The organism is Streptococcus parasanguinis, assembly GCF_015556095.1.
Classification (GTDB): Bacteria; Bacillota; Bacilli; order Lactobacillales; family Streptococcaceae; genus Streptococcus; species Streptococcus parasanguinis_Q.
This window is the reverse complement of the sequence record NZ_JADNLT010000001.1, coordinates 300,364-320,727: the sequence shown is the minus strand read 5'-3', so window position 1 is coordinate 320,727 and position 20,364 is coordinate 300,364. Positions and strand designations below refer to the sequence as shown.

Genomic DNA, 20,364 nt, shown 5'->3' with positions numbered 1-20,364 from the left:
ATATTCTCTTACAGTATAGCATATTCTGAAAGAGATTTCACTAATTATTTGAAAACCTTTCCAGTTTTAGTTCTAAAAGCAAAACCTTGCCCGTCTGCTGACTTTACGATAGAATAGAGATGAATCTACAGGAAAAGAGAAATGACATGATTACTAAAGAATTTGATACCATCGCTGCCATCTCGACTCCTCTCGGTGAGGGGGCAATCGGGATCGTCCGCTTGAGCGGAACAGACAGCTTTGCCATTGCGCAAAAGATCTTCAAAGGGAAAGATTTAAGCAAGGTCGCTAGCCACACCCTCAACTACGGTCATATCGTAGATCCAGATAAGGACGAGATCCTCGACGAAGTCATGGTTGGAGCCATGCGCTCGCCGAAGACCTTCACCCGTGAAGACATCATCGAGATCAATACCCACGGCGGGATTGCTGTGACCAATGAAATCCTGCAGCTGGTCATCCGTGAAGGAGCTCGTTTGGCTGAACCTGGTGAATTTACCAAGCGGGCCTTTCTGAACGGTCGGGTCGATTTAACCCAGGCAGAAGCCGTCATGGACATCATTCGCGCCAAGACCGACAAGGCTATGAACATCGCCGTTAAACAGTTGGACGGCTCTCTGTCTGACCTCATCAACAACACGCGCCAAGAGATCCTCAATACCCTGGCCCAGGTCGAAGTCAATATCGACTATCCTGAGTACGATGATGTCGAAGAAGCAACCACTGAGATCATCCGCGAAAAGACCAGTGAATTTGAAGCCCTCTTGACCAACCTCCTCAAGACTGCCCGTCGCGGTAAGATCTTGCGTGAAGGGATTTCTACTGCTATCATCGGTCGTCCAAACGTCGGCAAGTCTAGCCTCCTCAATAATCTTCTTCGCGAAGAAAAAGCCATCGTGACCGATATCGAAGGAACCACTCGGGACGTTATCGAGGAATACGTCAACATCAACGGGGTTCCCCTCAAACTAGTCGATACAGCCGGGATCCGGGAAACCGAAGACATCGTCGAGCAAATTGGTGTCGAACGTTCGAAAAAAGCCCTCAAGGAAGCTGATCTGGTCCTCCTCGTCCTCAATGCCAGCGAACCCCTGACTGATCAAGATCGCCAGCTCCTTGAAATCTCTCAAGATAGCAACCGCATCATTCTCCTCAATAAGGTCGACCTACCAGAGAAGATCGAAATCGACCAACTGCCGGAAGATCATATCAAGATTTCCGTTCTGAAAAACCAAAACATCGATCAAATTGAAGACCGGATCAACGCCCTCTTCTTTAAAAATGCAGGTCTGGTCGAGCAAGATGCGACTTATCTCTCAAATGCCCGTCACATCTCTCTGATCGAGAAAGCTGTTGAAGCCCTGCAAGCTGTCAACGAAGGCTTGGCTCTAGGTATGCCGGTTGACCTGCTTCAAGTCGACCTCACCCGCACCTGGGAAATCCTCGGAGAAATCACAGGGGACGCTGCACCTGATGAGCTCATTACCCAACTCTTCAGCCAGTTCTGTCTTGGTAAATAAATCTATTTTAAGATCATATACTCTTAGAGACTTTCCTTAGGTGAGTACGGACGTCAGCGAACTTCGAAGAAGTTCCATGACTAAATTAAGATACAAAGGGCGTTCGCGGATAAAGTCAAAATAGAAAGTTTGACGCAGAATCTTTCGATTCTAGGAGAACTTATCTTTTTGACATAATCCGCAGCCCGTGTTCAGTTAGTTTTGAAACACCTCGCTTTTCAATTTTTAAGCTCAGGCTAAAACAGTTCCCCAAACTGTTTTACTTTCAAAACTCCCGAGTACTTGAAACAACAATGTTTCAAGCACTTTTCTCACGGCAGAAAGTCTCAAATATATCTTCCAAAATAGAATTTAGTTTACAGCTATCGTATCACCCAGTTTATACAAAAGTAGAAAAACAATGTATCCAAAATAAGAAAAATACGTATGTGTGCAAACATACGCATCTTTTTTTGGTTTATTTTCCTTGTTCTAATCGCTCGACGGTTTGATAAGCTTGGTAGATTAGGAAGAGCCCAGTAGCATTCAAGACTGGAATCGCAATAGGCAACTCGGTCACGATTTGTGAGAAAGGTGAATTGCCAACAAAATGGAGTCCAAACCCAGCTACTAAATATCCCCAGCCTGCTAGAGCTAGATCCTTGCGTCCTCTGCTTGCTTGGAAAATTAGGAAGAGCCCTAGCATAACAAGACCTGTGTAGACCCAGTGAGACATGGGCGCATTAGCCACACGACCGAGAATCCCTGACACCGTGTAAGAGAAACCTTCCGGTAGGTCCTGACGGATATAGGCAAAGTCCTCTACGATCTGGAAGCCAAGACCAGAGGCAATAGCCAAGAGGAAGATCGACTTGAGGCGACGGACACTGAACAAATAGAGGACAAAGAAGATAGGAATCAACTTAAAGGGTTCCTCAAAGAGTGGCGCAGCGATGGCACTCTCGTACTGGTTCCAAAAGTCGCTATTTGGAGCGATCGCTTGAATCATGTCATGGAAATAGGTATTGGCAAAGCTAGACAACCAACCGGCAACAAAGCCCCCACCTAATAAAGAAAAGAGAACCGGTACCCAAGATAACTTCCACTTCTTAGCGAAATGAAAGAGAGCCCAGACAGCAGGAATTGCATAGACCAAAAGGATCAAGGTTGAAAGTCCCACAATCCCGTACTGGCTACCAGACATCCAGCCTTCTGTCAGTGACTGGGTCTCATAAGCCAGCCCAATCGCTAGCAAGAGTATATAGAGAAACAAAATCGATTTGCGTTTCATAAAAGACCTTTCTAAAGTGAAATGAAAAAGGCTGGAAGACCAGTCTTTTCCGAGTAATATTATTGTAACAGGATCAGCTTAAAAAAACAATAAACTGAGCTCTCAAATCCAGTTCTTACTTCAATACAGCTAAGATCTGGCGAATCATGTCTGGATCCCCGTCTGGCAAAGTCACCGTTTCAGCGTGATCCAAGATCCCTTGGGTAAATTGCGTCATAAACTCTTCACTATTAAGCTCATCCGCAGACTGTTGCCAATGACTCGGAACAGGATAGATCGTCACCGTCCCATCACCGTTGGATGCGTAAGTGATATTTCCTTCAGCTGAATAAGAACCAAACAGATGACGCACATCTTTTGGATAATCGACACCCAAGCCACCATTATAAATCTTTGTTCCAGCTGCACTATTTGAAATATTTAACTCTGAAGGAACGTTCTTAATCACATAAGCCCAGACACGCGCAGCTTCGACCTGAGCATCGGTGTAGCCTGGATAATCATTCTGATCCGCCTTCTTCGAAGATTTAACCTCGCTATCCGATCGAGTATTCCACTTTTTGGCCTTACTCGTCTTAGACGTACTACTACTATCGTCTGTATCTACTTGCTCCCGATCTTTCGGTTGCTCTTTCTTGCGATAGTAGAAATTGTCATCATCGCCATAAGCCGGTGACTGACCAGCCCAGATCCGATCCTTGGACTTATCCGAAGCATCGTCTTTGCCAGCTTTCTGACCCTTTGGCAGGAGCAAGAGACCGTAGCCTCCAACACCCGACTTGGCACTAACCGTCATCTCAGCGATCTGGTCCTTCTGCTTAAAGCTCGATGCATTAAGCTCAACATCCTCGCTGACCAAGCCCTTGTCATCAAAGACCAGCTCATTGCCACGCCCATCGATCCAAGTCCCCTTGATACTCGAGTAGTCCTTAGCCTTGATGGCTTTCAAATCCATACCAGACTGTTTCTTTTCCGAAGTGCTGGTCTGCTTGGTATCCGAACTCTTAGGCGACACCGTCCTATGAGGACGACCGCAGGAAGCCAAGACCAAAGCAGAAAGCACAATCACAAAACCCTTTTTCATATCAATCTCCCTTCACACACCTACTATTTTAGAAAAATAAGAAAGGAGAGTCAAAGAAAAAGAGGAGGGGGAGAATAAATTAATGACATAAAAGTCTGTAAAATTATGATTTGAATTTCTAAAGAAAAAGAAGCTCAATGTATCGAGCTCCTAGACCATCATTTTTTGTTTTTCTTGTTTTGGAATCATTCGAAAGAACACAGCTCTAAAACAAGGAAACATTGATACTATCAACTCCACACATCCTACATAGACAGTTTCCCTTATTTTTTTAATATGCTTCAAAACTATATCTTGTACAAATTATTTAATCTTTCTAACTCTAATACATTCATACATACTTCTACTCCAGTAACTACCCCCTTACTATAAATAATTCCACAAGAAAACACAATCCTCTCCTGACTCAAAATATTTGACAATATTACAAAAGATTCCAAAACATAATCCTCTATAGTAATAAAACAATTATTTTCATCTTTGAAAAACTCTATAAATCCAATATCCTTACACCTATCACCCAAATGAAACCTAAGTGATTTTAAATAATAATCAAAAAACACATCACTTTCCATAGAAAACCCCTTCATTTTTAAAATATTCTGTTATATCATACAAAAAATAAGTTTTGGCACCATTCGAAACAACACAGCTCTAAAACATCAACACTCGGTCATAAGTGAACTACTCCGCAAAAGTTAGACAGAAAAAATCTAACTTTTGGGCTGCAGTTCAACTGTCAGTGTTTTCTTTTCTATCTCTGTCCCCTGCCGAAATATAAAATATGCTTAGAAAGCCTATTCTAATAGGCTTTTAGAAAATTTTGGTCTACTTTTTAACTATCTCATTTTTTGACTGACCTTCGCTTTAATACTTTTAATACCTCATAAATTGATTAATTTTATTCTTCTTAGTTGTTCTTTACTCCGGCAATTCTACCTTCAAGCTCATATCCGTCGGTTGCAATACCTTCTGAACCGCTGCGAGGAAGGCTAAGCCGTTATCTGATGGAGAATATTGGAAGGTGATATGGACGATTTTCTTATCAAACTTATCGCCATATCTCTCCACATATTGCTTGCTTTCGAGGAAGTAAATGTAATTGTTAATTTTTTCCTGCAGAATTTCCAGATGGACTGCTTCTATCTCTTCCTCCCAGCCAACTGGATCCACCAGAAGAAGCTCTAAATGATTATCAACTATACCAATAGCGTCAAGTTCGCTAGGTTCCAGTTCTGAAACAATGGCTTTGGTGACAATTTGTCTAAATTCCTCTGCTGTGAAAAGACAACGACTATTTTCAGGATTTTTCAAAATAAAGGAAGGATGATCTTCGATGAAGAGCTTATCGGATTCATCTTGTGTATATTGCTTTTTAGATTTCCAAAAACCATATTGTGCATAATTCATCAACTCTTTACCAGTATGTTCTCCCGACATGTAACTGTCTGCAGCTTCTTTGGGGATTTCTCTAACCACTTCTGGGCAGGTAATATTAAAAGTTGGATAACGTAAAAAATACTTGTCACCGTCTTGATAGATTTCCAACATGTCTTTTTGACTTAAATAAATAGTTTCCATTTTATCACCTTTACTATTTGATAATTATCTATTAGCTAAAAAGAGAAGCCAACTATTGAAACTTTATATGAAGTTTTTTGAATCTTTTATTTATCACTATTTTATATAGGCCAGTTCCCTGTTTCTGCATAAATCATCACTTCATATGCGTCCCTAGAAGATTGAAATGCTTTATCCATTAGCTCCTTAGTAATAGGATAGCATACTTCTGGGCCTACAGCTCCGCCAATTTATTTAAAGAAGCTAATTTCGTAGTAGCCGCCTGTCTCATATACAATAAATCCATTGCCTCTAAGTACAATCGTATCCGATTGATTATAATCTTCTAACTCATCTTTCTTTGGCCAACGATGATGTTCACAATAAAACATTACTTCTAAAGAATCTTTTTCTGATTTTGAAACACTTTCTGCTAATTCCTGGCTAATGGGAAAATTAAGCACTTCTTTCCCTCTACTCCACAGAATTTGATAATCATTATTGTTTTTTAATACCGTACAATTTTTGTATTGTTGAATTTCTGTTGTCATACTATTTCTTTTTGTCTATTTCAATGGTGATACATAATCGTCTGGAAGTTTGCCTCTCCAGTCAATCCATTTTTGTTCAGCAAGTGGAATTAATGTCTCAAGCTCTTCCTGAGTAAATAATTCCCAACTCTTAGGATTAGCTATTAAAGGAGTTAAGCCTTTTAATACAAATTGTTTCTCACTAGCCTTCTTTTCTTCTTCCGTCGGTGGCCAAGAATCGTGTTTAATCTTCCAAGATACTTCGCTTAGCGTTCTTTCCCCACTATCTAATAAGGCAAACAGCTCATTTGGTAATTCATAGACAACTAACCAAGAAACTATGGTTCCTTCATCTAAAACCAAATAATACTTGTCCACATCTCTCCATATATGCTGACCGTATCCTTTTACCTCTTCAAACTTGGTAACATCTTCCCATTCTAGTTTTGTTGGTTTCATTTGTATTCTCCTAGTGCAAGTTATTCTCTCAACCAGAATATCATAAAATCAGGCTTCTTTTTCTCTTCCTCAATAGGCGATGCCATCTTTTACACATTAATCCGATCTCATTATAAGGAGAGAAATCCCAATCAAATTAGTACTTATACTTTCCCCTATTATACCACACCATAGATATCTTATGACTTTTGTCAACATTTGGCAAAAGAAAAAACACTGGCGAATCAGTGTTTTACTTATCTATATTGTCCCCTGCCGGAATCGAACCAGCAACTACTCCTTAGGAGGGAGTTGTTATATCCATTGAACTAAGGGGACCTATAAAAAAAGAAGCGAGATCACTCCCGCCTCCTTGTTCGTCTTAACGACGGATTTCTTTAATACGAGCTGCTTTACCTTGCAATGCACGAAGGTAGTACAATTTCGCACGACGTACTTTACCGTAACGTACAACTTCAATCTTTTCTACACGTGGAGTGTGTACTGGGAATGTACGTTCAACACCTACACCGTTAGAGATTTTACGAACTGTGTAGTTTTCTGAGATGCCAGCACCTTTACGTGCAATAACAACACCTTCAAAAATCTGGATACGTTCACGGTTTCCTTCGACAACTTTCGCGTGTACACGAACAGTGTCACCAGGACGGAATGAAGGGATATCTGTACGAAGTTGACCTTCAGTCAAGCTTTGGATTAATGGATTCATTTTATTCTCCTATCTTTGTCAATCTTGAGGAAACTTCCTCAGCGGATAAACTGTATTTTTGTGCGTCCATTACACACAAGATACAGTTTACCAAATTTCCTAGAAAATGTAAAGAAATTTAAAGCAAAATTCCCAAAAAAATCGCCAAAAAACCAAGCAAGTAGGTTAATAATAAATAGCTATAAAATGCCTTCTTGTTACTAAGTAGTCTTTGGAGTTCATCATTCAAGGTTGAAAACGTGGTCAAACCGCCACAAAAACCTGTAGCAAGGATAAGATAGACTTCTTTTGATTCCACATGATTGTAGAATAAACCAATCAGAAAACAGCCCAAAATATTAGCTATGAGAGTTCCTAGAGGCAGTACTGAACCTTGATTATAACGTGAAAAGAAATAACGCATAAGAGCACCTAGTCCACAAGCAAGTGCTAGATAAAATACTACCATTTCTTCCTCCCTAGACAATAGGCCAATAAAAGTCCCCCGCCGACACTTAAAATTAGGTACACAAGCAAGCTAATATATCGTCCTGTGTCCAGCATTTTCACGGCGTCTAGTATAAAACTAGAAAATGTCGTTAATCCACCACAGAACCCAGTTCCAAGCGCTAGAACGACGCCTTTACTACTCCCTTTATAAACCAGATAACCTTTTACAAGATAAACCAAGCAGAAAATCCCTAGATAATTGACAAGAAGCGTCCCCCAAGGAAAATCTGGGCTTGCCGGCAACCATCTAGATACCTGATAACGAACTAATCCTCCTAACATGGCAGCTAGAAAGATTCCTAGTGAATAGAATTGTTCTTTTTTCATTTGATAGTTTTATCCTGATAATCACGCGAACGTTTGAGAATATCTGAAAAAGTCTCAACAATTGTTTCTTCGTATTTTTTATCGATGACGCGATTTCTGACTTTTTCAAAGATAACTTCTTCTCTTTTGGTATCCAAGATTAGTTTTCCTGTAGACTTTTTATAAGCAACTACACCCTCAACTAGATGCATTCTTTCTTCTAAAAGTCTTACGATTTGGTCATCAATTTGATCAATTTCTTGTCTAATAATATCTAAATCCATGTGTCTCCTCTTTATTTTGGATATAAATCGAGCCTGAAATCCATCGATCCAGCCTCTTTGTCATTAATTTGCTTTTGCTACGAGTTCTTCTGCAAAGGCTTCTAATTTTTCAATGTCTTCGTCTTCTGCAGACAAATCAACTTTGACACACTCAGAACCTTTTTCAGCACCAGTCGCAGCGAAGCAACGGTCGAAATCATCAACTGCTTTACAGAATTCATCGTAGAAGGTATCACCTGATCCTACCACACCGTAAAGTTTGCCTTTGAGATCAAGGCCAGCCAAATCTTCGTAGAAATCTTGGATCTCATCTGGAAGTTCTCCATCACCGTATGTATAAGTCGCTACCACTGCGATATCCGCATCAAGGAAGTCCTCCGCATCCACAGTTGTACACTCATCCACATCTACTTCGACACCAAGATCACGGAATTTGTCCGCTACGATATCAGCAATTTCTTCAGTATTTCCGGTCATACTAGCAAAAACAATCTTCGCTACAGTCATAATTTCCTCCCAAAATCTATTTCCCGTATTATACCACTTTTTCAAGCATTTTGCACGAAACCTTTCCCGATAAGGTGAAAGAAGGGACACGTTTCAAGAATTTGGACCGATTCAACCTAATCACCCTCGTTTTCTTCTTGAATTGCTTTAATCGTTCAATTATTATCCGTTTTTCTTCTCCAACTCGTACTCCTCTTTAATATCTTTAATACGCTGGATTTCTTCATCTAGTTTTTTATTAAATTCAGATTCAGTCTTATATGGATATGAAAAACGGCTCCAGGTGTACCACTTCAACCCATCTTTCCCTTTAAAATACCATTCAAGTTTGATCGGTAAATAATCTCGATTATAGGTGATCCGCACTTTGGAAAATTGGTCAGCTTTATCTAAAACTCTAGACTCAAATTCAGGTGTTATTTTTTCTTTCATTAGTGACTTAGTGATTAGAGATTTCGGATCTCGTTCAATGATAAAGTTTGACTTCTCGATCTCTTCTTTTGGAACCTTTAAATTCAGAATTGCGGAGGTAACTTCCTCATAGAGAATACCATTATAACTATCAGACGAAGAAACGGACTCATATTCTCCAAATTTTTTCCCATTTTTAACCGCTACTTGAGTAGAATTATAATAATTCTTATTTTTCAGATCAATTCCAATCTCAAAGTTATGATTATATTGATCTTTGTTTGTTGAATCATCAACTACAATAAACCTTTGATACTCTAATATCGATTTTGAATCTTCTTGAGTCTTACCTCTTTGGACAACTATAAAAATACTAGCTATAGTAAGCAATAGAAGAGTCAGCAATAAAATGGATTTTAGGCTAAATCGTCTCTTTTTAATTTTTTTCATCATATCTATCACATTCTAGCAAAATATACATCCAAAGTGAAGTGTTAAACTATTCAAAAAGCTGAGACATATGTAAGCTCAGCTTTATCTCAAAACTAGGTTAATCTCCCTCATTTTCCTCTTGAATTTCTTTAATATTTTCGATTTCTTCATCCAGCTTTTTATCAAAATCAGACTTATTTTTGAAGGGATACGAATAGGTGCGCCAAGTGTACCATTTTAGTCCTTCTTCACCCTTATAGTACCACTCAATTTTTGTTGGTAGAAATTCTTTGTTGTAGGTGATACGGACTTTGGAAAACTGACTATCCTTGATAGAATATCTACCTTCAAATTCAGGCGGATGTTTTTCTTCTAATAATTTTTTATTGATGAATGAATCAGTTGAACGAGTGATTTGATAGTTGGAATCTTTTATATCTTTAATATTAATTTGGTGATTTAAAAGTGCTGAAGTGAGCTCAATATCCAAAGCTCTTTTATAATACTCCGCAGCACTATATTCCTGACTACCACCATACAATTTATTATTTTTTATTGCAGCTCCATGGTAATAAAAAAAATCTTTTTCTTTTAAATCAAAACCTGCACTGATTGATAATTTTTTATCATTATCTGAAATACTTTGAGTCTCAATATAACGTTTATTTATTAATATTGAATGAGTATCACTTATGCTCTTTGATGTACTCAGGGCTACGAGTATACTTATTATACCCGCGATCGCTAGGCTTAATGCCACTAGCATAACTTTTATATTTATTATACTCTTCCATTTTTTCTTTTTCTGACATTCCTTTTGTATTACGTTGCCATGCTTCATAGTCTTCATGTCCTCCTCCTTTTACAATATCCGCAAATTGACCTACATGAGCAGTTTTTTCATCTGTTTTACCCAAATCATTTTCATAGCGAAATAGTCTTTTTGCTTCAGTTCGAGTAGCTGGCTCAGGAGTACCATCCACATCAAGCATTCCATGTTTTCCTTGATAAATTCCCGAAACATCCGTATTATTACCTTTTGAAGGGCCGTAATTAAATGATTCCGTGTTAGCAATTTCCCTTAATTCATCTTTAAAATAATTATTTGGATTAGAATCATAGCGACCATTTGCTAGCTTGTGATTATCATAGGCATCCCATTGACTGTCAAACTCGCCGGTATCCAAATTCACAATAAATTCCACCATCCGGGCATTGTTCAAATCTTTTCCTTTAGCTGAATTGCCCTGAGGGACTTGAACTTTCATATTATAGGGACGTTTGAAGCCATCTTTTGGATTAAAGCGGTTATGGTAGTTAGAGCCGGTTGTGTAATCAAATTCAATATTATTTTCTTTACCATATGCTAACAGTTTTTCGTAATCATTTGCGCCTTCGTAATGATTGCGAATATAGTAAATTGCTTGGCGATCCAGATAATAACGGAAAAAATGAACTTGCTGTCGCAATGCTATTTCTTTTTGACTAATTTTCTTAAGTTCTTCTTTACGTTCTTTATCAGTAAGTTTTTCACCGCTCAATGAATTAAGATGTTTATCACCGAATGCTTTTACAACATCACGTCTGAAATACATGTTGAAATCACCATGTGGTGGTAGATTCTCTGAAATCTTATGCGTTTTGCTTGTCAAATGCATAAACTGATTACCATCCGTTTCTGCACCTAATTGCTTAAGAACAAGTTCTATTTTCGCTTTTGAATCAAGTTTACTAGCAGCATACATTTCTGTATAGATATCTGATCCAATCTCCTTGGTTTCTGCATACAAAGCATCTCTCCTTGCATTTAACTCACTGCCTGTCTTGGCATCAGCAGTTCTTTTTGAAACGCCTTTAACATAACCTTTGATGGCATCCTTATCCCAGCCATCTATTTCTTTAAGGTTCACTGATTGTTCACGTAATCCCGTAAGAAATTGGTTATATTCGAACGCTGTTACATCCTTTGGTTTCTTTGGCAAATATTCATTTTCAAACTCTTTATTCTTAATCGTTTCATTTACGAGATCAGACCAGGATAAATCCTTTGGAATAGAATACATTCCAGTATTTGGATTCCACGCTACGTTAATTTGATTGACAGCTATTTGAATAGCTTGGGCTAAGACATCAATTTCCCAGAAGATACTTGGCGATGATGCATTAAACGCTCTGAGTTTATTTAATTTTTCTTGTAGTTTATTTTTAGTAGCTTTAAAAATACTTTCTAATACGTTTAATCCTTGAATCCTCTGTAATCTCTGCAACCGTTGAAAATCTCCAGCACTAGTCGATTTACTAGCAGCAATTTCATTGATCTCTGCATGAAAGATAGCAATCATCCGATCACACTGTTCAATATCAGAAACCAACTTTTCTTCCTGTAAGTCCTCGTCAGCCACCTCCGAGCGATAGGATGCTGGAAGCTTCTTCACACTTTCTTGTGTAGCTTCTGCTAAAGCAACCCCAGCCTCCTTCAATGGCTGGACAACACTTGTCACAAAGCTTCTAAAAGAGTCGTAAGCTTGGCCAGACAAGCGCGAGGCAGAATTTTCTATTTGAGTTAATGATGTTTCTAGTGATTCATAGGCTTTCAATTGTTGCTCAATCATAGTACCTGTGCTACTTGCTTGGCTATCCAAACTACCGCGATAAACTTCAATTCCCATCTTCACTCTCCTTTTCAAAGTTTAGTTTTTTTCGTTCGTGATAAATATCATTTAAATCATCTTCGATTGTTCTTTTTTGGATAGCTAATTCATCTATTTCTTCCAAATAACTAGTTGAAATTTTTCGCGATTCATGAAGGGCTTCCTCCTGAAGGTGGTCAAAAAAATTTCTAGAGGAAGGATAAGATTCAAATGCATTCCATAAAAAACGGTTTGCATCATAGCTATACGCTTCAAAGCGGTTAAAATCCTCTTCCAACTTTCTTGTTTCTTTTATAATAGCTCTTTCTTTCTGGAAAAGTTGGTCTTCTTTTTTTCTTAATTCTGACAGTCGTTGATCGTAATCCATCTTCCTACTCTTTCAACCTATTGCATGCTCGCAGCAGTCGCTTCATCCACTTCTGTAAATCCAGTTGAAACACTTTGAAGATTGGTCCCAATTGACTCAATCGCTGCTTCAATTTCTTCTGCTTTGGTTTTAGCAGTATCAATGGCTTGATGAGCTGCATCATTTCCAGCAAGAATCGTTTTCTCATCTTTTGTAGCTGCTGCAACTCCCGAAAGTGTATCCCCACTATCTTTTAAAGAAGCCGCTAACTCTTGTGCTGTCTCAGCATTACTTTTAATTTCAATCATCCTAGTCCCTCCCATACTCAATCTATTCATCCATTCTACCAAAATATTGAACTTATGTAAAACCGCTTCCACAGCTCCTAATTAGTGATAAATGCTTGCTTGATGGGCCTTTCTTATGTTAAAATTGACAGAGAAAATGAGGTAATGTATGAACGTAATGAATGAAATTCTTGAAAAAATTCAAGCTTATGACACGATTATTATCCACCGTCATCAGAATCCGGATCCGGATGCGATTGGTAGCCAGGTGGGCTTGCGGGATCTCCTGCGTGCGCACTTCCCTCAAAAGCGGGTTTTGGCAACTGGCTATGATGAACCGACCTTGACTTGGCTTGCTGAAATGGATGAAGTCAAGGATGAGGACTATGCTGGAGCTTTGGTGATTGTCTGTGATACGGCCAATACTCCCCGCATCGATGACAAGCGCTGTACAAAGGGTGATTTCCTGATCAAGATCGACCACCATCCAAATGACGATGCTTATGGGGATCTGCTCTGGGTCGATACTGAGTCTAGCTCTACCAGTGAGTTGATTGCACTTTTTGCTAAGGAATTGGATCTTGAACTTCCTGTAAGTGCTGCGCGTCTTCTCTATGCTGGGATTGTCGGCGATACAGGTCGCTTCCTTTATCCTGCTACTTCGACTCGAACCTTTGAGATCGCTGCCTTTCTTCGAAGTATTCCCTTCGATTTTACAGCACTTGCTCGTCAGATGGATACGATCAACCTTAAGACAGCTAAGCTTCAAGGCTATGTCTATGACCATCTTGAGATCGATGAACATGGCGCTGCGCGTGTGACCTTGACACAAGAGCTCTTGAAGAAATTCGATCTACGTGATTCAGAGACTGCTGCAATTGTCGGAGCTCCTGGACGCATCGATACCGTATCTGTTTGGGCTATCTTTGTTGAGCAGGCCGACGGTCACTTCCGTGTCCGGATGCGTAGCAAACGAAAAGTGATCAACGAAATTGCCAAACGACATAATGGTGGTGGCCATCCACTAGCGAGTGGAGCCAACTCCTACTCCCTCGAAGAAAACGACCAAATCTACAAAGAGCTACAAGAAGTGGCTCGCACGAACGAAGGCTGAGAACGATTTCTCAGCCTTTTTATCTTGGTCACGGGGTTTTCATTTGATCTTTCTTATGGTGAAATAAAGCTAATACAATTTTTAAGGAGACCTATTATGGAAAAAAATAGATTGTTTATCGTTATCTCTTCTGCAGCGGCGATTCTTGGATCATTCTTACCTTGGGGTACTTATTCGATGGGTATAGTTGGATCAGGTAGTATTAGTGGTCTTGAAGTACATTCTTGGATTGTTATCCTTCTTGCAATTGGCTCCATCATTCTTGCTTGCTTAAACAACGTAAACACACCAATGTCTAAAGATTTCGCAATGGGTGTTATTGTAGCAGGAGCATTCTCAACTATCTTTACACTATATCGCACTATTAATTTTGGTGATGTTACTATAAGGATTGGTGATTATGGCTTTTCAATCGGCTTTGGGTTAATCCTTACTTTGATTGCAAGCATCGCTATTGTTGTGACTGGTCTCTTGGCGATGTCAGGTGGTAAAATCACTAAAGGAACCTTCGAAGAACTTGCTGAATCTGGTAAAGGATTTGCCCAATCAGTTGGACGCGTGACAACTTCTACAGTTAAAACTGCTGTAGATGAAATCAAAAAAGAATCACACGAACACACTAAAGGACAAGCTGATCAACCAGTAGAAGCACCAAAAGATCCAAATCAATCTGAACAATAATAAGATCATCATCGCCTTGGCTTAGCCAGGGTGATTTTTTTGATCATTAATTTAAATAAAATTAGTGAAAATACTTGTCAAGATCCTGGAAATTTGGTACACTAGCTTAGTAACAATCTATGGCTCGGAAAGAGACCATGGCAGAAAGGAAATATTGCAAAATGAAAAAAGATATCCATCCAGAATATCGCCCTGTTGTCTTCATGGACACTACTACTGGTTACAAGTTCCTCAGCGGTTCAACTAAGTACTCTAGCGAAACAGTTGAATTCGAAGGTGAAACTTACCCATTGATCCGTGTTGAAATTTCATCAGACTCACACCCATTCTACACTGGACGTCAAAAGTTCACTCAAGCAGATGGACGTGTGGATCGTTTCAACAAAAAATACGGTCTCAAATAAGAACCAACACAGAACCACTTCCCTTCCGGGAGTGGTTTTTTTGATCTCTGTTTCCTCTATTGTGAATGCACAAAAGAAGAGGTTAAGATGTTTGATCCCAACCTCTTTTTTCATCTTAATGGAACTGCATCCCACCATCCACGATAATGGTTTGTCCTGTGATGTAGTTTGAATCTGGTCCAGCAAGGAAGCTGACCGCAGCTGCTACATCTTCTGGTTCTGAAAGACGTTTCAAAGTGATATCTTTAGCGAATGTTTGCATACCCCATTCGTCGTCTTTACCTGCGTTCTTCCCAACTTCATGAGCAATGTCAAACATCATTGGTGTCTTCACGATACCTGGTGCATAAGCATTGACAGTGATTCCTGAATCCGCCAAGTCACGCGCCAAGGTTTGCGTAATCCCACGAACAGCAAACTTGGTCCCACCATAAATAGTCAAGTTTGGATTTCCGACAACCCCTGCTTGTGAAGTCGCATTGATGATCTTTCCACCATGACCGAGTGCTTTGAACTGAGCTTGAGCTGCTTGTGCACCCCAAATCACACCACCAACGTTAATAGCAAACGTACGTGTAAATTGTTCTTCTGTAATTGTTTCAAGTGGTGTAGTTGGCGCAACACCTGCATTGTTCACGACAACATTCAAATCTCCAAAATGGTCAACAACTTTTTGGAAAGCTGCAGCCACTTCTTCTTTTTTAGACACATCAGCTACGACTGCAAAAGCATTATCTGCTGACAACTCAGCAACTGCTTTTTCAGCTGTTTCAGCATTGTAGTCCAATACTCCAACCTTGAAGCCATCTTGCACCAAACGTTTTGCGATTGCAAAACCGATTCCTTGACCAGCACCTGTGACAATAGCTACTTTAGACATATGATTCCTCCTTGGTATCAATGATACCAGCAAACGTTCCTATCAGAACAGCAAGGGTTGACAACTAGTTTTGATGGGATCTTTTATAAATATCCGACAAAACTATGCTAACAGTATACTCCTTTGTGAAAAAAGTGTCAAACTCTGGCCTGTTATTTTTTAAAAAAAGTTTATTTATATGATATTTTTATTTAGTGATAAGTGAACTGGAACGTGAAATAGAGTATGGCTTTTAACCAAAACAGATAATTGTTCTATTCTGTAAAAGCTACATGAGGCTGGGACAAAAGTCCTAGCCTCTCAATTATTTCTGGATTGTTGAGCAAGACGCAGTGGTTGAGTGGGCTCTACTACGCTGATTTCATCAGCTTTTACAGCCCTACTCAACTGTGCGGAGGTAGGACGACGAAATCGAATTCTAACGAATTACCGATTTCTGTCCCACTCTCTCTCATAAACTATTCATTTGATTGATCCCTTTAGTCATCAGACTCTGCAAATACTTGAGTGGCTTTGACTGCTTTCTTCCACCCCTTGTACAATTTCTCTTTGCGAGCTTCATCCATCTTTGGTTCAAAGATTTGAGCTGCTCCATGAAGAGATTTTAATTCATCAAAGTCCTTCCAATAGCTTACTGTCAGACCTGCTAGGAAAGCTGCCCCTAAAGCCGTTGTTTCCAAATTTTTCGCGCGGGCAATCGCAATCCCAAGAATATCTGCCTGAAACTGCATTAAATAATCATTTTTCGCTGCCCCTCCATCTACTTTTAGGACAGGGATAGGAGTCTTGGCATCTACCTGCATGGTGTCGATGATATCGCGTACTTGATAGGCAACGGATTGAAGGGTTGCTTTGATAAAGTCTTCCTTGGTTGTTCCCCGGGTAAGCCCGAAGACAGAACCACGCGCCTCTTGATTCCAGTATGGTGCTCCAAGACCCGTAAAGGCAGGAACCACATAGATTTCATCCTGGTTCTGAGACTTCAGAGCATAGGCCTCGGATTCAGGTGAATGATCGATCATACGCAGACCGTCACGGAGCCATTGAATGGCACTTCCAGCGATAAAGATAGATCCTTCAAGGGCATAGTAGACCTTACCATTAATCCCATAACCAATCGTCGTCAGCAAGTTATTTTCTGATAACTGCATCTCCTCACCCGTATTCATAATGATGAAGGATCCAGTTCCATAAGTATTCTTGACCATACCAGGTTCAAAGGCTAATTGACCAAAGAGAGCAGCCTGCTGGTCCCCCGCCATTCCTGCAATCGGCACTTGTCCACCGTAGAAATGGAAAGGCGCTGTCTTGCCATAGATTTCAGAGTTTGACCGCACCTCAGGAAGCATGGCTTTAGGAATGTTGAGAATGTCTAAGATTTCATCGTCCCATTTCAGTTCCTTGATATTGTAAAGCATGGTCCGCGCTGCATTGGAATAGTCTGTCACGTGGGCAGCTCCATCCGTCAGCTTCCAGACCAGCCAAGTATCAATGGTTCCGAAGAGCAATTCGCCCTTCTCCGCACGCTCTTGCGCCCCATCAACATGGTCCAAGATCCAACGAACTTTAGTCGCTGAAAAGTAGGCATCGATAACTAGCCCTGTCTTTTGATGGAAGGCTTCTACATAGCCTTTGTTTTTGAGCTCTTCAGCTAGTGGGGCAGTTTGACGAGATTGCCAGACAATGGCATTGTATATAGGAAGCCCCGTGTTCTTATCCCAAACAACTGTCGTTTCTCGCTGATTGGTAATGCCGATCGCCTCTATTTGATTGGGCTTGATACCACTTTCGATAAAGACCTCAGCGATCACAGACTGAACCGAGTTCCAAATCTCATTGGCATTGTGCTCCACCCAACCAGCCTGCGGAAAAATCTGAGTGAATTCCTTTTGACTAGAGCTAACTTGCTCGCCTTTTTTATTAAAAATGATGGCCCGCGAACTAGTGGTTCCCTGGTCAATCGCCATGATGAAAGTTTCTTGAGACATAAACTGCCCTCCTGAATTAGGTACTTAAAAATCTTGTTCTTTCATCAACTAGTATACTCTATTTCATCTAGGATTTGTATCCATTTTTTTAAGAAAATCCGGTCTAAATTTTCCTTCTGCTTCTAACTCTATCAGATCAAATGAAAAGAGCCCTGAGGCTCTTCAAACTAGTATTCAAATGCTTATCAAGATCTGCTCTGATCTAACCGATTTAAGAACTCCATGGTCGGACTGTCTTGGTAAAGTTCTTTGAGAGGAATCTTCTGATAGACCGCTATTTCGTCCGCAGTCACACCGTAACGAATTAATAGATCATAAATACGATTTAAATCATGACGCAATTCATCCGTTATGAGGACATTATCGCTTGTTTCTTTTGTTTTCCAATAATAAGATGGCAGAACTTCCTTGGTTTCAATTAAAACAGTTTGCAACAAAGTCCCACCATGGCTGTCTTTCTGAGAAATATCGGCCCCAAGTTCCAACATTTTCTCAAAAACCTTGAAAGACTGGTCAGCCTTTTCCTTAGACGAATACATCTCATATTGACCATTCCAGCGTTTGATCATGCGCCGGCAGTCAAATACAGCTCGTCCACCCGCTGTTTGGAGGACTGGTTGACAAAATGGATTCAGCTCTGTCGGCTCTTCAATAAAGTTAAGATCTGCTCCTCTATCAATAAGTAAGTCTGCAATATCTAAATGTCCCGATTTGATAGCGACTTGTAGGAGCGACTGTCCCTGATCTCTTTTGGGTTTGTCACCCGAAACAGCATTGACTTCTTCAGGCTTTTTATCCAATATCTGACGGACTCCCTCTATATCTCCTCTTCGCAACAACTGAAAGGTTTTTTGCATAGTCTTCCCCCTCTCTCATTATAGATAAGAATGACACTGTGTTGATACTTTGGTCCTATCTCTAGCATCTTCGTTAAACTGATTATACCATTTTATGGACTCTACATTGAAGTCCTAAAGGGTAAAGATGACGGACTCCCACCGAAAGAGGTACAACTCTATTTCTCTGATTTTCGTGCAGCCACCAGCCAAGAGGATACTAGAATTTCGAAACTAACCAGAAGGATAATCTGAGGAAGAGAGCTCTGTACCAGCATGAGGACAGCTAGACTATCGATCAACATATGAGCGAGAATACAAGGAACAGCTCCTTTTGAATACTCCTTGAGCGCTCCAAATAGGAAGGTATTCCCTAAAATCATCAGGTAAAAGATGAGATAGTTGGACGAACCTGCAGTAATCCAAGGGAGTTGATAAATAGGAATATGCTAGAGGAACCAGACAATGGAAAGAACCATCATTTTAGGTATAAAGTGCTTACTAAAGGAAAGATGATCTTGTAAAAACCAACGCCAACCGACTTCTTCCAGACCTCCATATAAAAAGGTCCAGGGAAAATAAAGGAAGAAGTCCAAGAGGGAGTTCCCAGTAAAGCGAACATTCATGAGCAGGATGGAAATCCCATAATAGATGACGGGAACGAAGAAAGCTAGGATCCAAGATAGGGGACTTTCTTTTTGAAGAAAGACCTTTTTGAAAAATTCACCCAAGGAGTTGACTTCCCTCACCACAAGAGAAAAGACAGCCGCCATCATCATGGGAATCAAGTTCATTAGGATAAACAGGAGCGAGGCCCCCATACTAGTCCTATCTGGGAAAAACCAAAGGATCACTTGCCCCACTATAAATGTAGCTAGGAGGGCAGTCAATCCATACCAGATAGCGACTGATTGTTTTGAAATAAATTTGTTCATTTTTCCTCCTTTACTATTACATACTTCCTTCTTGCAATCATGATTGCTAAACTAATAATAAGAATTTTACTGACGATAGACAGCCATACCTCTTCATTCACTATCATCTGAGACAAGGAATTGATACAGGCATGGGTCATGACACAGAGCCATAAATTTTGCGTTTTATGATACAAGGCCGAAAATGAATATATTCTTTCTTAGAATTGCTTACTTTCGTTTTTAAGGATATAATACTCGTTTTGTTTTCTACATATGTTTGTATTCTATGGCAAATGATCTACCTTAAACCCATACCTGCCAGCATTTCGTTTGAGCTTCTCCACTAGCTCTTCATTCCGCTTACTTTTTCCAAAAAAGAAGGGAATAGTCTTTCCATTTCTAAGCTCGATATAAAAAGCATAGCGAGCCCCACCACCAGATCGTCCACGAAAAATTGCATAGGTGATTTGCTTGATCTCTTTAAGTGAGATCATTCGCCGACTGAAACACAGAGCGACATGGATATAGAAGATTCCAAGGCTAATATGGAAAGGAGCAAAGAAGGGACCACTACTACGCCTCGCGATTGCCCTTCTTCTCAGGAAAAGGAGAAGACTGAAAACGAGCAAGAAAACTAGCACAAATAGAATCGGAGCATACTCCATTATCTTTCTAAATTCTAACACGCTGTCTTTCATC

The 20,364-nt window shown here is 40.0% G+C and carries 23 protein-coding genes, 1 tRNA gene and 3 pseudogenes; 4 read left to right on the top strand and 23 right to left on the bottom strand.

Features of this window, described 5'->3' with window-relative positions; translation table 11 throughout:
• The first annotated feature begins 146 nt into the window (after window positions 1-146).
• Window positions 147-1,520 carry a tRNA uridine-5-carboxymethylaminomethyl(34) synthesis GTPase MnmE gene (gene mnmE / locus I2E70_RS01645; protein ID WP_195423123.1) on the top strand — a complete coding sequence of 458 codons (1,374 nt, stop codon included), beginning with the start codon at window positions 147-149 and terminating at the stop codon, window positions 1,518-1,520.
• 457 nt (window positions 1,521-1,977) lie between these two features.
• Here the strand turns inward: mnmE and I2E70_RS01640 are convergent, their stop codons facing one another.
• The 17 genes and pseudogenes from I2E70_RS01640 to I2E70_RS01560 all read right to left on the bottom strand — a co-directional run bounded on the left by I2E70_RS01640 (window position 1,978) and on the right by I2E70_RS01560 (window position 12,866).
• Window positions 1,978-2,790, bottom strand: a complete 813-nt coding sequence (locus I2E70_RS01640) for a PrsW family glutamic-type intramembrane protease (protein ID WP_195423121.1) — start codon at window positions 2,788-2,790, stop codon at window positions 1,978-1,980.
• Between the two features lie 115 nt (window positions 2,791-2,905).
• On the bottom strand, window positions 2,906-3,874 hold the full coding sequence (locus I2E70_RS01635; protein ID WP_195423120.1) for a DUF6287 domain-containing protein: 969 nt from the start codon (window positions 3,872-3,874) through the stop codon (window positions 2,906-2,908).
• A 287-nt stretch (window positions 3,875-4,161) separates the two neighbouring features.
• Window positions 4,162-4,449, bottom strand: a complete 288-nt coding sequence (locus tag I2E70_RS01630) for a hypothetical protein (protein WP_229060239.1) — start codon at window positions 4,447-4,449, stop codon at window positions 4,162-4,164.
• Window positions 4,450-4,795: 346 nt separating this feature from the next.
• Window positions 4,796-5,455, bottom strand: coding sequence for a DUF6572 domain-containing protein (locus I2E70_RS01625; RefSeq protein WP_037607856.1), 660 nt, complete (start codon window positions 5,453-5,455; stop codon window positions 4,796-4,798).
• 101 nt (window positions 5,456-5,556) lie between these two features.
• Window positions 5,557-5,985: pseudogene (locus tag I2E70_RS01620) on the bottom strand (hypothetical protein).
• Window positions 5,986-6,000: 15 nt separating this feature from the next.
• On the bottom strand, window positions 6,001-6,423 hold the full coding sequence (locus I2E70_RS01615) for a hypothetical protein (protein ID WP_195423116.1): 423 nt from the start codon (window positions 6,421-6,423) through the stop codon (window positions 6,001-6,003).
• A gap of 246 nt (window positions 6,424-6,669) precedes the next feature.
• A tRNA-Arg gene (locus I2E70_RS01610) sits at window positions 6,670-6,741 on the bottom strand.
• Between the two features lie 43 nt (window positions 6,742-6,784).
• Window positions 6,785-7,132 carry a 50S ribosomal protein L19 gene (rplS, locus tag I2E70_RS01605; RefSeq protein WP_195423114.1) on the bottom strand — a complete coding sequence of 116 codons (348 nt, stop codon included), beginning with the start codon at window positions 7,130-7,132 and terminating at the stop codon, window positions 6,785-6,787.
• A 118-nt stretch (window positions 7,133-7,250) separates the two neighbouring features.
• Window positions 7,251-7,580, bottom strand: a complete 330-nt coding sequence (crcB, locus tag I2E70_RS01600) for a fluoride efflux transporter CrcB (protein ID WP_195423112.1) — start codon at window positions 7,578-7,580, stop codon at window positions 7,251-7,253.
• Window positions 7,574-7,948, bottom strand: coding sequence for a fluoride efflux transporter CrcB (gene crcB, locus I2E70_RS01595; RefSeq protein ID WP_195423110.1), 375 nt, complete (start codon window positions 7,946-7,948; stop codon window positions 7,574-7,576). The genes crcB (I2E70_RS01600) and crcB (I2E70_RS01595) overlap by 7 nt, the downstream gene beginning before the upstream one ends.
• Window positions 7,945-8,211, bottom strand: a complete 267-nt coding sequence (locus I2E70_RS01590; RefSeq protein WP_195423107.1) for a chorismate mutase — start codon at window positions 8,209-8,211, stop codon at window positions 7,945-7,947. Before I2E70_RS01590 ends, crcB (I2E70_RS01595) begins: the two co-directional genes overlap by 4 nt.
• 63 nt (window positions 8,212-8,274) lie before the next feature.
• On the bottom strand, window positions 8,275-8,718 hold the full coding sequence (locus tag I2E70_RS01585) for a flavodoxin (protein ID WP_003007049.1): 444 nt from the start codon (window positions 8,716-8,718) through the stop codon (window positions 8,275-8,277).
• Window positions 8,719-8,880: 162 nt separating this feature from the next.
• Complete coding sequence (locus tag I2E70_RS01580; RefSeq protein WP_229060238.1) at window positions 8,881-9,582, bottom strand: hypothetical protein; 702 nt, start codon at window positions 9,580-9,582, stop codon at window positions 8,881-8,883.
• Between the two features lie 97 nt (window positions 9,583-9,679).
• Window positions 9,680-10,327, bottom strand: a complete 648-nt coding sequence (locus I2E70_RS01575; RefSeq protein ID WP_013903472.1) for a hypothetical protein — start codon at window positions 10,325-10,327, stop codon at window positions 9,680-9,682.
• Complete coding sequence (locus I2E70_RS01570) at window positions 10,248-12,230, bottom strand: DUF3114 domain-containing protein (protein ID WP_195423104.1); 1,983 nt, start codon at window positions 12,228-12,230, stop codon at window positions 10,248-10,250. The genes I2E70_RS01575 and I2E70_RS01570 overlap by 80 nt, the downstream gene beginning before the upstream one ends.
• Window positions 12,220-12,579: a DUF3958 family protein gene (locus I2E70_RS01565; RefSeq protein WP_031575735.1), complete on the bottom strand. Its 360-nt coding sequence runs from the start codon at window positions 12,577-12,579 to the stop codon at window positions 12,220-12,222. Before I2E70_RS01565 ends, I2E70_RS01570 begins: the two co-directional genes overlap by 11 nt.
• 17 nt (window positions 12,580-12,596) lie before the next feature.
• Window positions 12,597-12,866, bottom strand: a complete 270-nt coding sequence (locus I2E70_RS01560) for a TIGR04197 family type VII secretion effector (RefSeq protein ID WP_031575732.1) — start codon at window positions 12,864-12,866, stop codon at window positions 12,597-12,599.
• 148 nt (window positions 12,867-13,014) lie between these two features.
• Here I2E70_RS01560 and I2E70_RS01555 point away from each other — a divergent pair, with 148 nt between their 5' ends.
• The 3 genes from I2E70_RS01555 to I2E70_RS01545 all read left to right on the top strand — a co-directional run bounded on the left by I2E70_RS01555 (window position 13,015) and on the right by I2E70_RS01545 (window position 15,044).
• Window positions 13,015-13,959, top strand: coding sequence for a DHH family phosphoesterase (locus I2E70_RS01555; protein WP_049506321.1), 945 nt, complete (start codon window positions 13,015-13,017; stop codon window positions 13,957-13,959).
• 96 nt (window positions 13,960-14,055) lie between these two features.
• The gene (locus I2E70_RS01550) at window positions 14,056-14,640 is read left to right on the top strand and encodes a lantibiotic ABC transporter permease (protein ID WP_195423102.1); all 585 of its coding nucleotides are present in this window, start codon (window positions 14,056-14,058) and stop codon (window positions 14,638-14,640) included.
• A gap of 161 nt (window positions 14,641-14,801) precedes the next feature.
• A complete protein-coding gene (locus I2E70_RS01545; RefSeq protein ID WP_003016441.1) occupies window positions 14,802-15,044 on the top strand; it encodes a type B 50S ribosomal protein L31 in 243 nt (80 codons plus the stop codon).
• Window positions 15,045-15,159: 115 nt separating this feature from the next.
• Here the strand turns inward: I2E70_RS01545 and I2E70_RS01540 are convergent, their stop codons facing one another.
• The 6 genes and pseudogenes from I2E70_RS01540 to I2E70_RS01520 form a co-directional block, all read right to left on the bottom strand.
• A complete protein-coding gene (locus I2E70_RS01540) occupies window positions 15,160-15,924 on the bottom strand; it encodes a (S)-acetoin forming diacetyl reductase (RefSeq protein WP_049485844.1) in 765 nt (254 codons plus the stop codon).
• Window positions 15,925-16,403: 479 nt separating this feature from the next.
• Window positions 16,404-17,912 (bottom strand): glycerol kinase GlpK, encoded by a 1,509-nt coding sequence (glpK, locus tag I2E70_RS01535; RefSeq protein WP_195423100.1) that lies wholly within the window; start codon window positions 17,910-17,912, stop codon window positions 16,404-16,406.
• Window positions 17,913-18,097: 185 nt separating this feature from the next.
• A complete protein-coding gene (locus I2E70_RS01530) occupies window positions 18,098-18,769 on the bottom strand; it encodes an ankyrin repeat domain-containing protein (RefSeq protein WP_195423097.1) in 672 nt (223 codons plus the stop codon).
• 158 nt (window positions 18,770-18,927) lie between these two features.
• Window positions 18,928-19,683, bottom strand: a pseudogene (locus tag I2E70_RS01525) (CPBP family intramembrane glutamic endopeptidase).
• Window positions 19,680-19,874, bottom strand: a pseudogene (locus I2E70_RS10665) (CPBP family intramembrane glutamate endopeptidase); the annotation flags it as partial. The pseudogenes I2E70_RS01525 and I2E70_RS10665, both read right to left, overlap by 4 nt.
• Before the next feature lie 75 nt (window positions 19,875-19,949).
• Window positions 19,950-20,363 (bottom strand): hypothetical protein, encoded by a 414-nt coding sequence (locus I2E70_RS01520; RefSeq protein WP_195423095.1) that lies wholly within the window; start codon window positions 20,361-20,363, stop codon window positions 19,950-19,952.
• Window position 20,364 lies beyond the last annotated feature (1 nt).

Excerpts from the sequence above, each read along its gene's own strand:
- I2E70_RS01530 (WP_195423097.1), bottom strand. The coding sequence starts at position 18,769 with ATGCAAAAAACCTTTCAGTTGTTGCGAAGAGGAGATATAGAGGGAGTC.
- glpK (WP_195423100.1), bottom strand. The coding sequence starts at position 17,912 with ATGTCTCAAGAAACTTTCATCATGGCGATTGACCAGGGAACCACTAGT.
- I2E70_RS01520 (WP_195423095.1), bottom strand. The coding sequence starts at position 20,363 with ATGAAAGACAGCGTGTTAGAATTTAGAAAGATAATGGAGTATGCTCCG.
- crcB (WP_195423110.1), bottom strand. The coding sequence starts at position 7,948 with ATGAAAAAAGAACAATTCTATTCACTAGGAATCTTTCTAGCTGCCATG.
- I2E70_RS01545 (WP_003016441.1), top strand. The coding sequence starts at position 14,802 with ATGAAAAAAGATATCCATCCAGAATATCGCCCTGTTGTCTTCATGGAC.
- rplS (WP_195423114.1), bottom strand. The coding sequence starts at position 7,132 with ATGAATCCATTAATCCAAAGCTTGACTGAAGGTCAACTTCGTACAGAT.
- crcB (WP_195423112.1), bottom strand. The coding sequence starts at position 7,580 with ATGGTAGTATTTTATCTAGCACTTGCTTGTGGACTAGGTGCTCTTATG.
- I2E70_RS01590 (WP_195423107.1), bottom strand. The coding sequence starts at position 8,211 with ATGGATTTAGATATTATTAGACAAGAAATTGATCAAATTGATGACCAA.
- I2E70_RS01580 (WP_229060238.1), bottom strand. The coding sequence starts at position 9,582 with ATGATGAAAAAAATTAAAAAGAGACGATTTAGCCTAAAATCCATTTTA.
- I2E70_RS01560 (WP_031575732.1), bottom strand. The coding sequence starts at position 12,866 with ATGATTGAAATTAAAAGTAATGCTGAGACAGCACAAGAGTTAGCGGCT.
- I2E70_RS01635 (WP_195423120.1), bottom strand. The coding sequence starts at position 3,874 with ATGAAAAAGGGTTTTGTGATTGTGCTTTCTGCTTTGGTCTTGGCTTCC.
- I2E70_RS01575 (WP_013903472.1), bottom strand. The coding sequence starts at position 10,327 with ATGCTAGTGGCATTAAGCCTAGCGATCGCGGGTATAATAAGTATACTC.
- I2E70_RS01540 (WP_049485844.1), bottom strand. The coding sequence starts at position 15,924 with ATGTCTAAAGTAGCTATTGTCACAGGTGCTGGTCAAGGAATCGGTTTT.
- I2E70_RS01550 (WP_195423102.1), top strand. The coding sequence starts at position 14,056 with ATGGAAAAAAATAGATTGTTTATCGTTATCTCTTCTGCAGCGGCGATT.
- I2E70_RS01585 (WP_003007049.1), bottom strand. The coding sequence starts at position 8,718 with ATGACTGTAGCGAAGATTGTTTTTGCTAGTATGACCGGAAATACTGAA.
- I2E70_RS01630 (WP_229060239.1), bottom strand. The coding sequence starts at position 4,449 with ATGGAAAGTGATGTGTTTTTTGATTATTATTTAAAATCACTTAGGTTT.
- I2E70_RS01555 (WP_049506321.1), top strand. The coding sequence starts at position 13,015 with ATGAACGTAATGAATGAAATTCTTGAAAAAATTCAAGCTTATGACACG.
- mnmE (WP_195423123.1), top strand. The coding sequence starts at position 147 with ATGATTACTAAAGAATTTGATACCATCGCTGCCATCTCGACTCCTCTC.
- I2E70_RS01615 (WP_195423116.1), bottom strand. The coding sequence starts at position 6,423 with ATGAAACCAACAAAACTAGAATGGGAAGATGTTACCAAGTTTGAAGAG.
- I2E70_RS01625 (WP_037607856.1), bottom strand. The coding sequence starts at position 5,455 with ATGGAAACTATTTATTTAAGTCAAAAAGACATGTTGGAAATCTATCAA.
- I2E70_RS01565 (WP_031575735.1), bottom strand. The coding sequence starts at position 12,579 with ATGGATTACGATCAACGACTGTCAGAATTAAGAAAAAAAGAAGACCAA.
- I2E70_RS01640 (WP_195423121.1), bottom strand. The coding sequence starts at position 2,790 with ATGAAACGCAAATCGATTTTGTTTCTCTATATACTCTTGCTAGCGATT.
- I2E70_RS01570 (WP_195423104.1), bottom strand. The coding sequence starts at position 12,230 with ATGGGAATTGAAGTTTATCGCGGTAGTTTGGATAGCCAAGCAAGTAGC.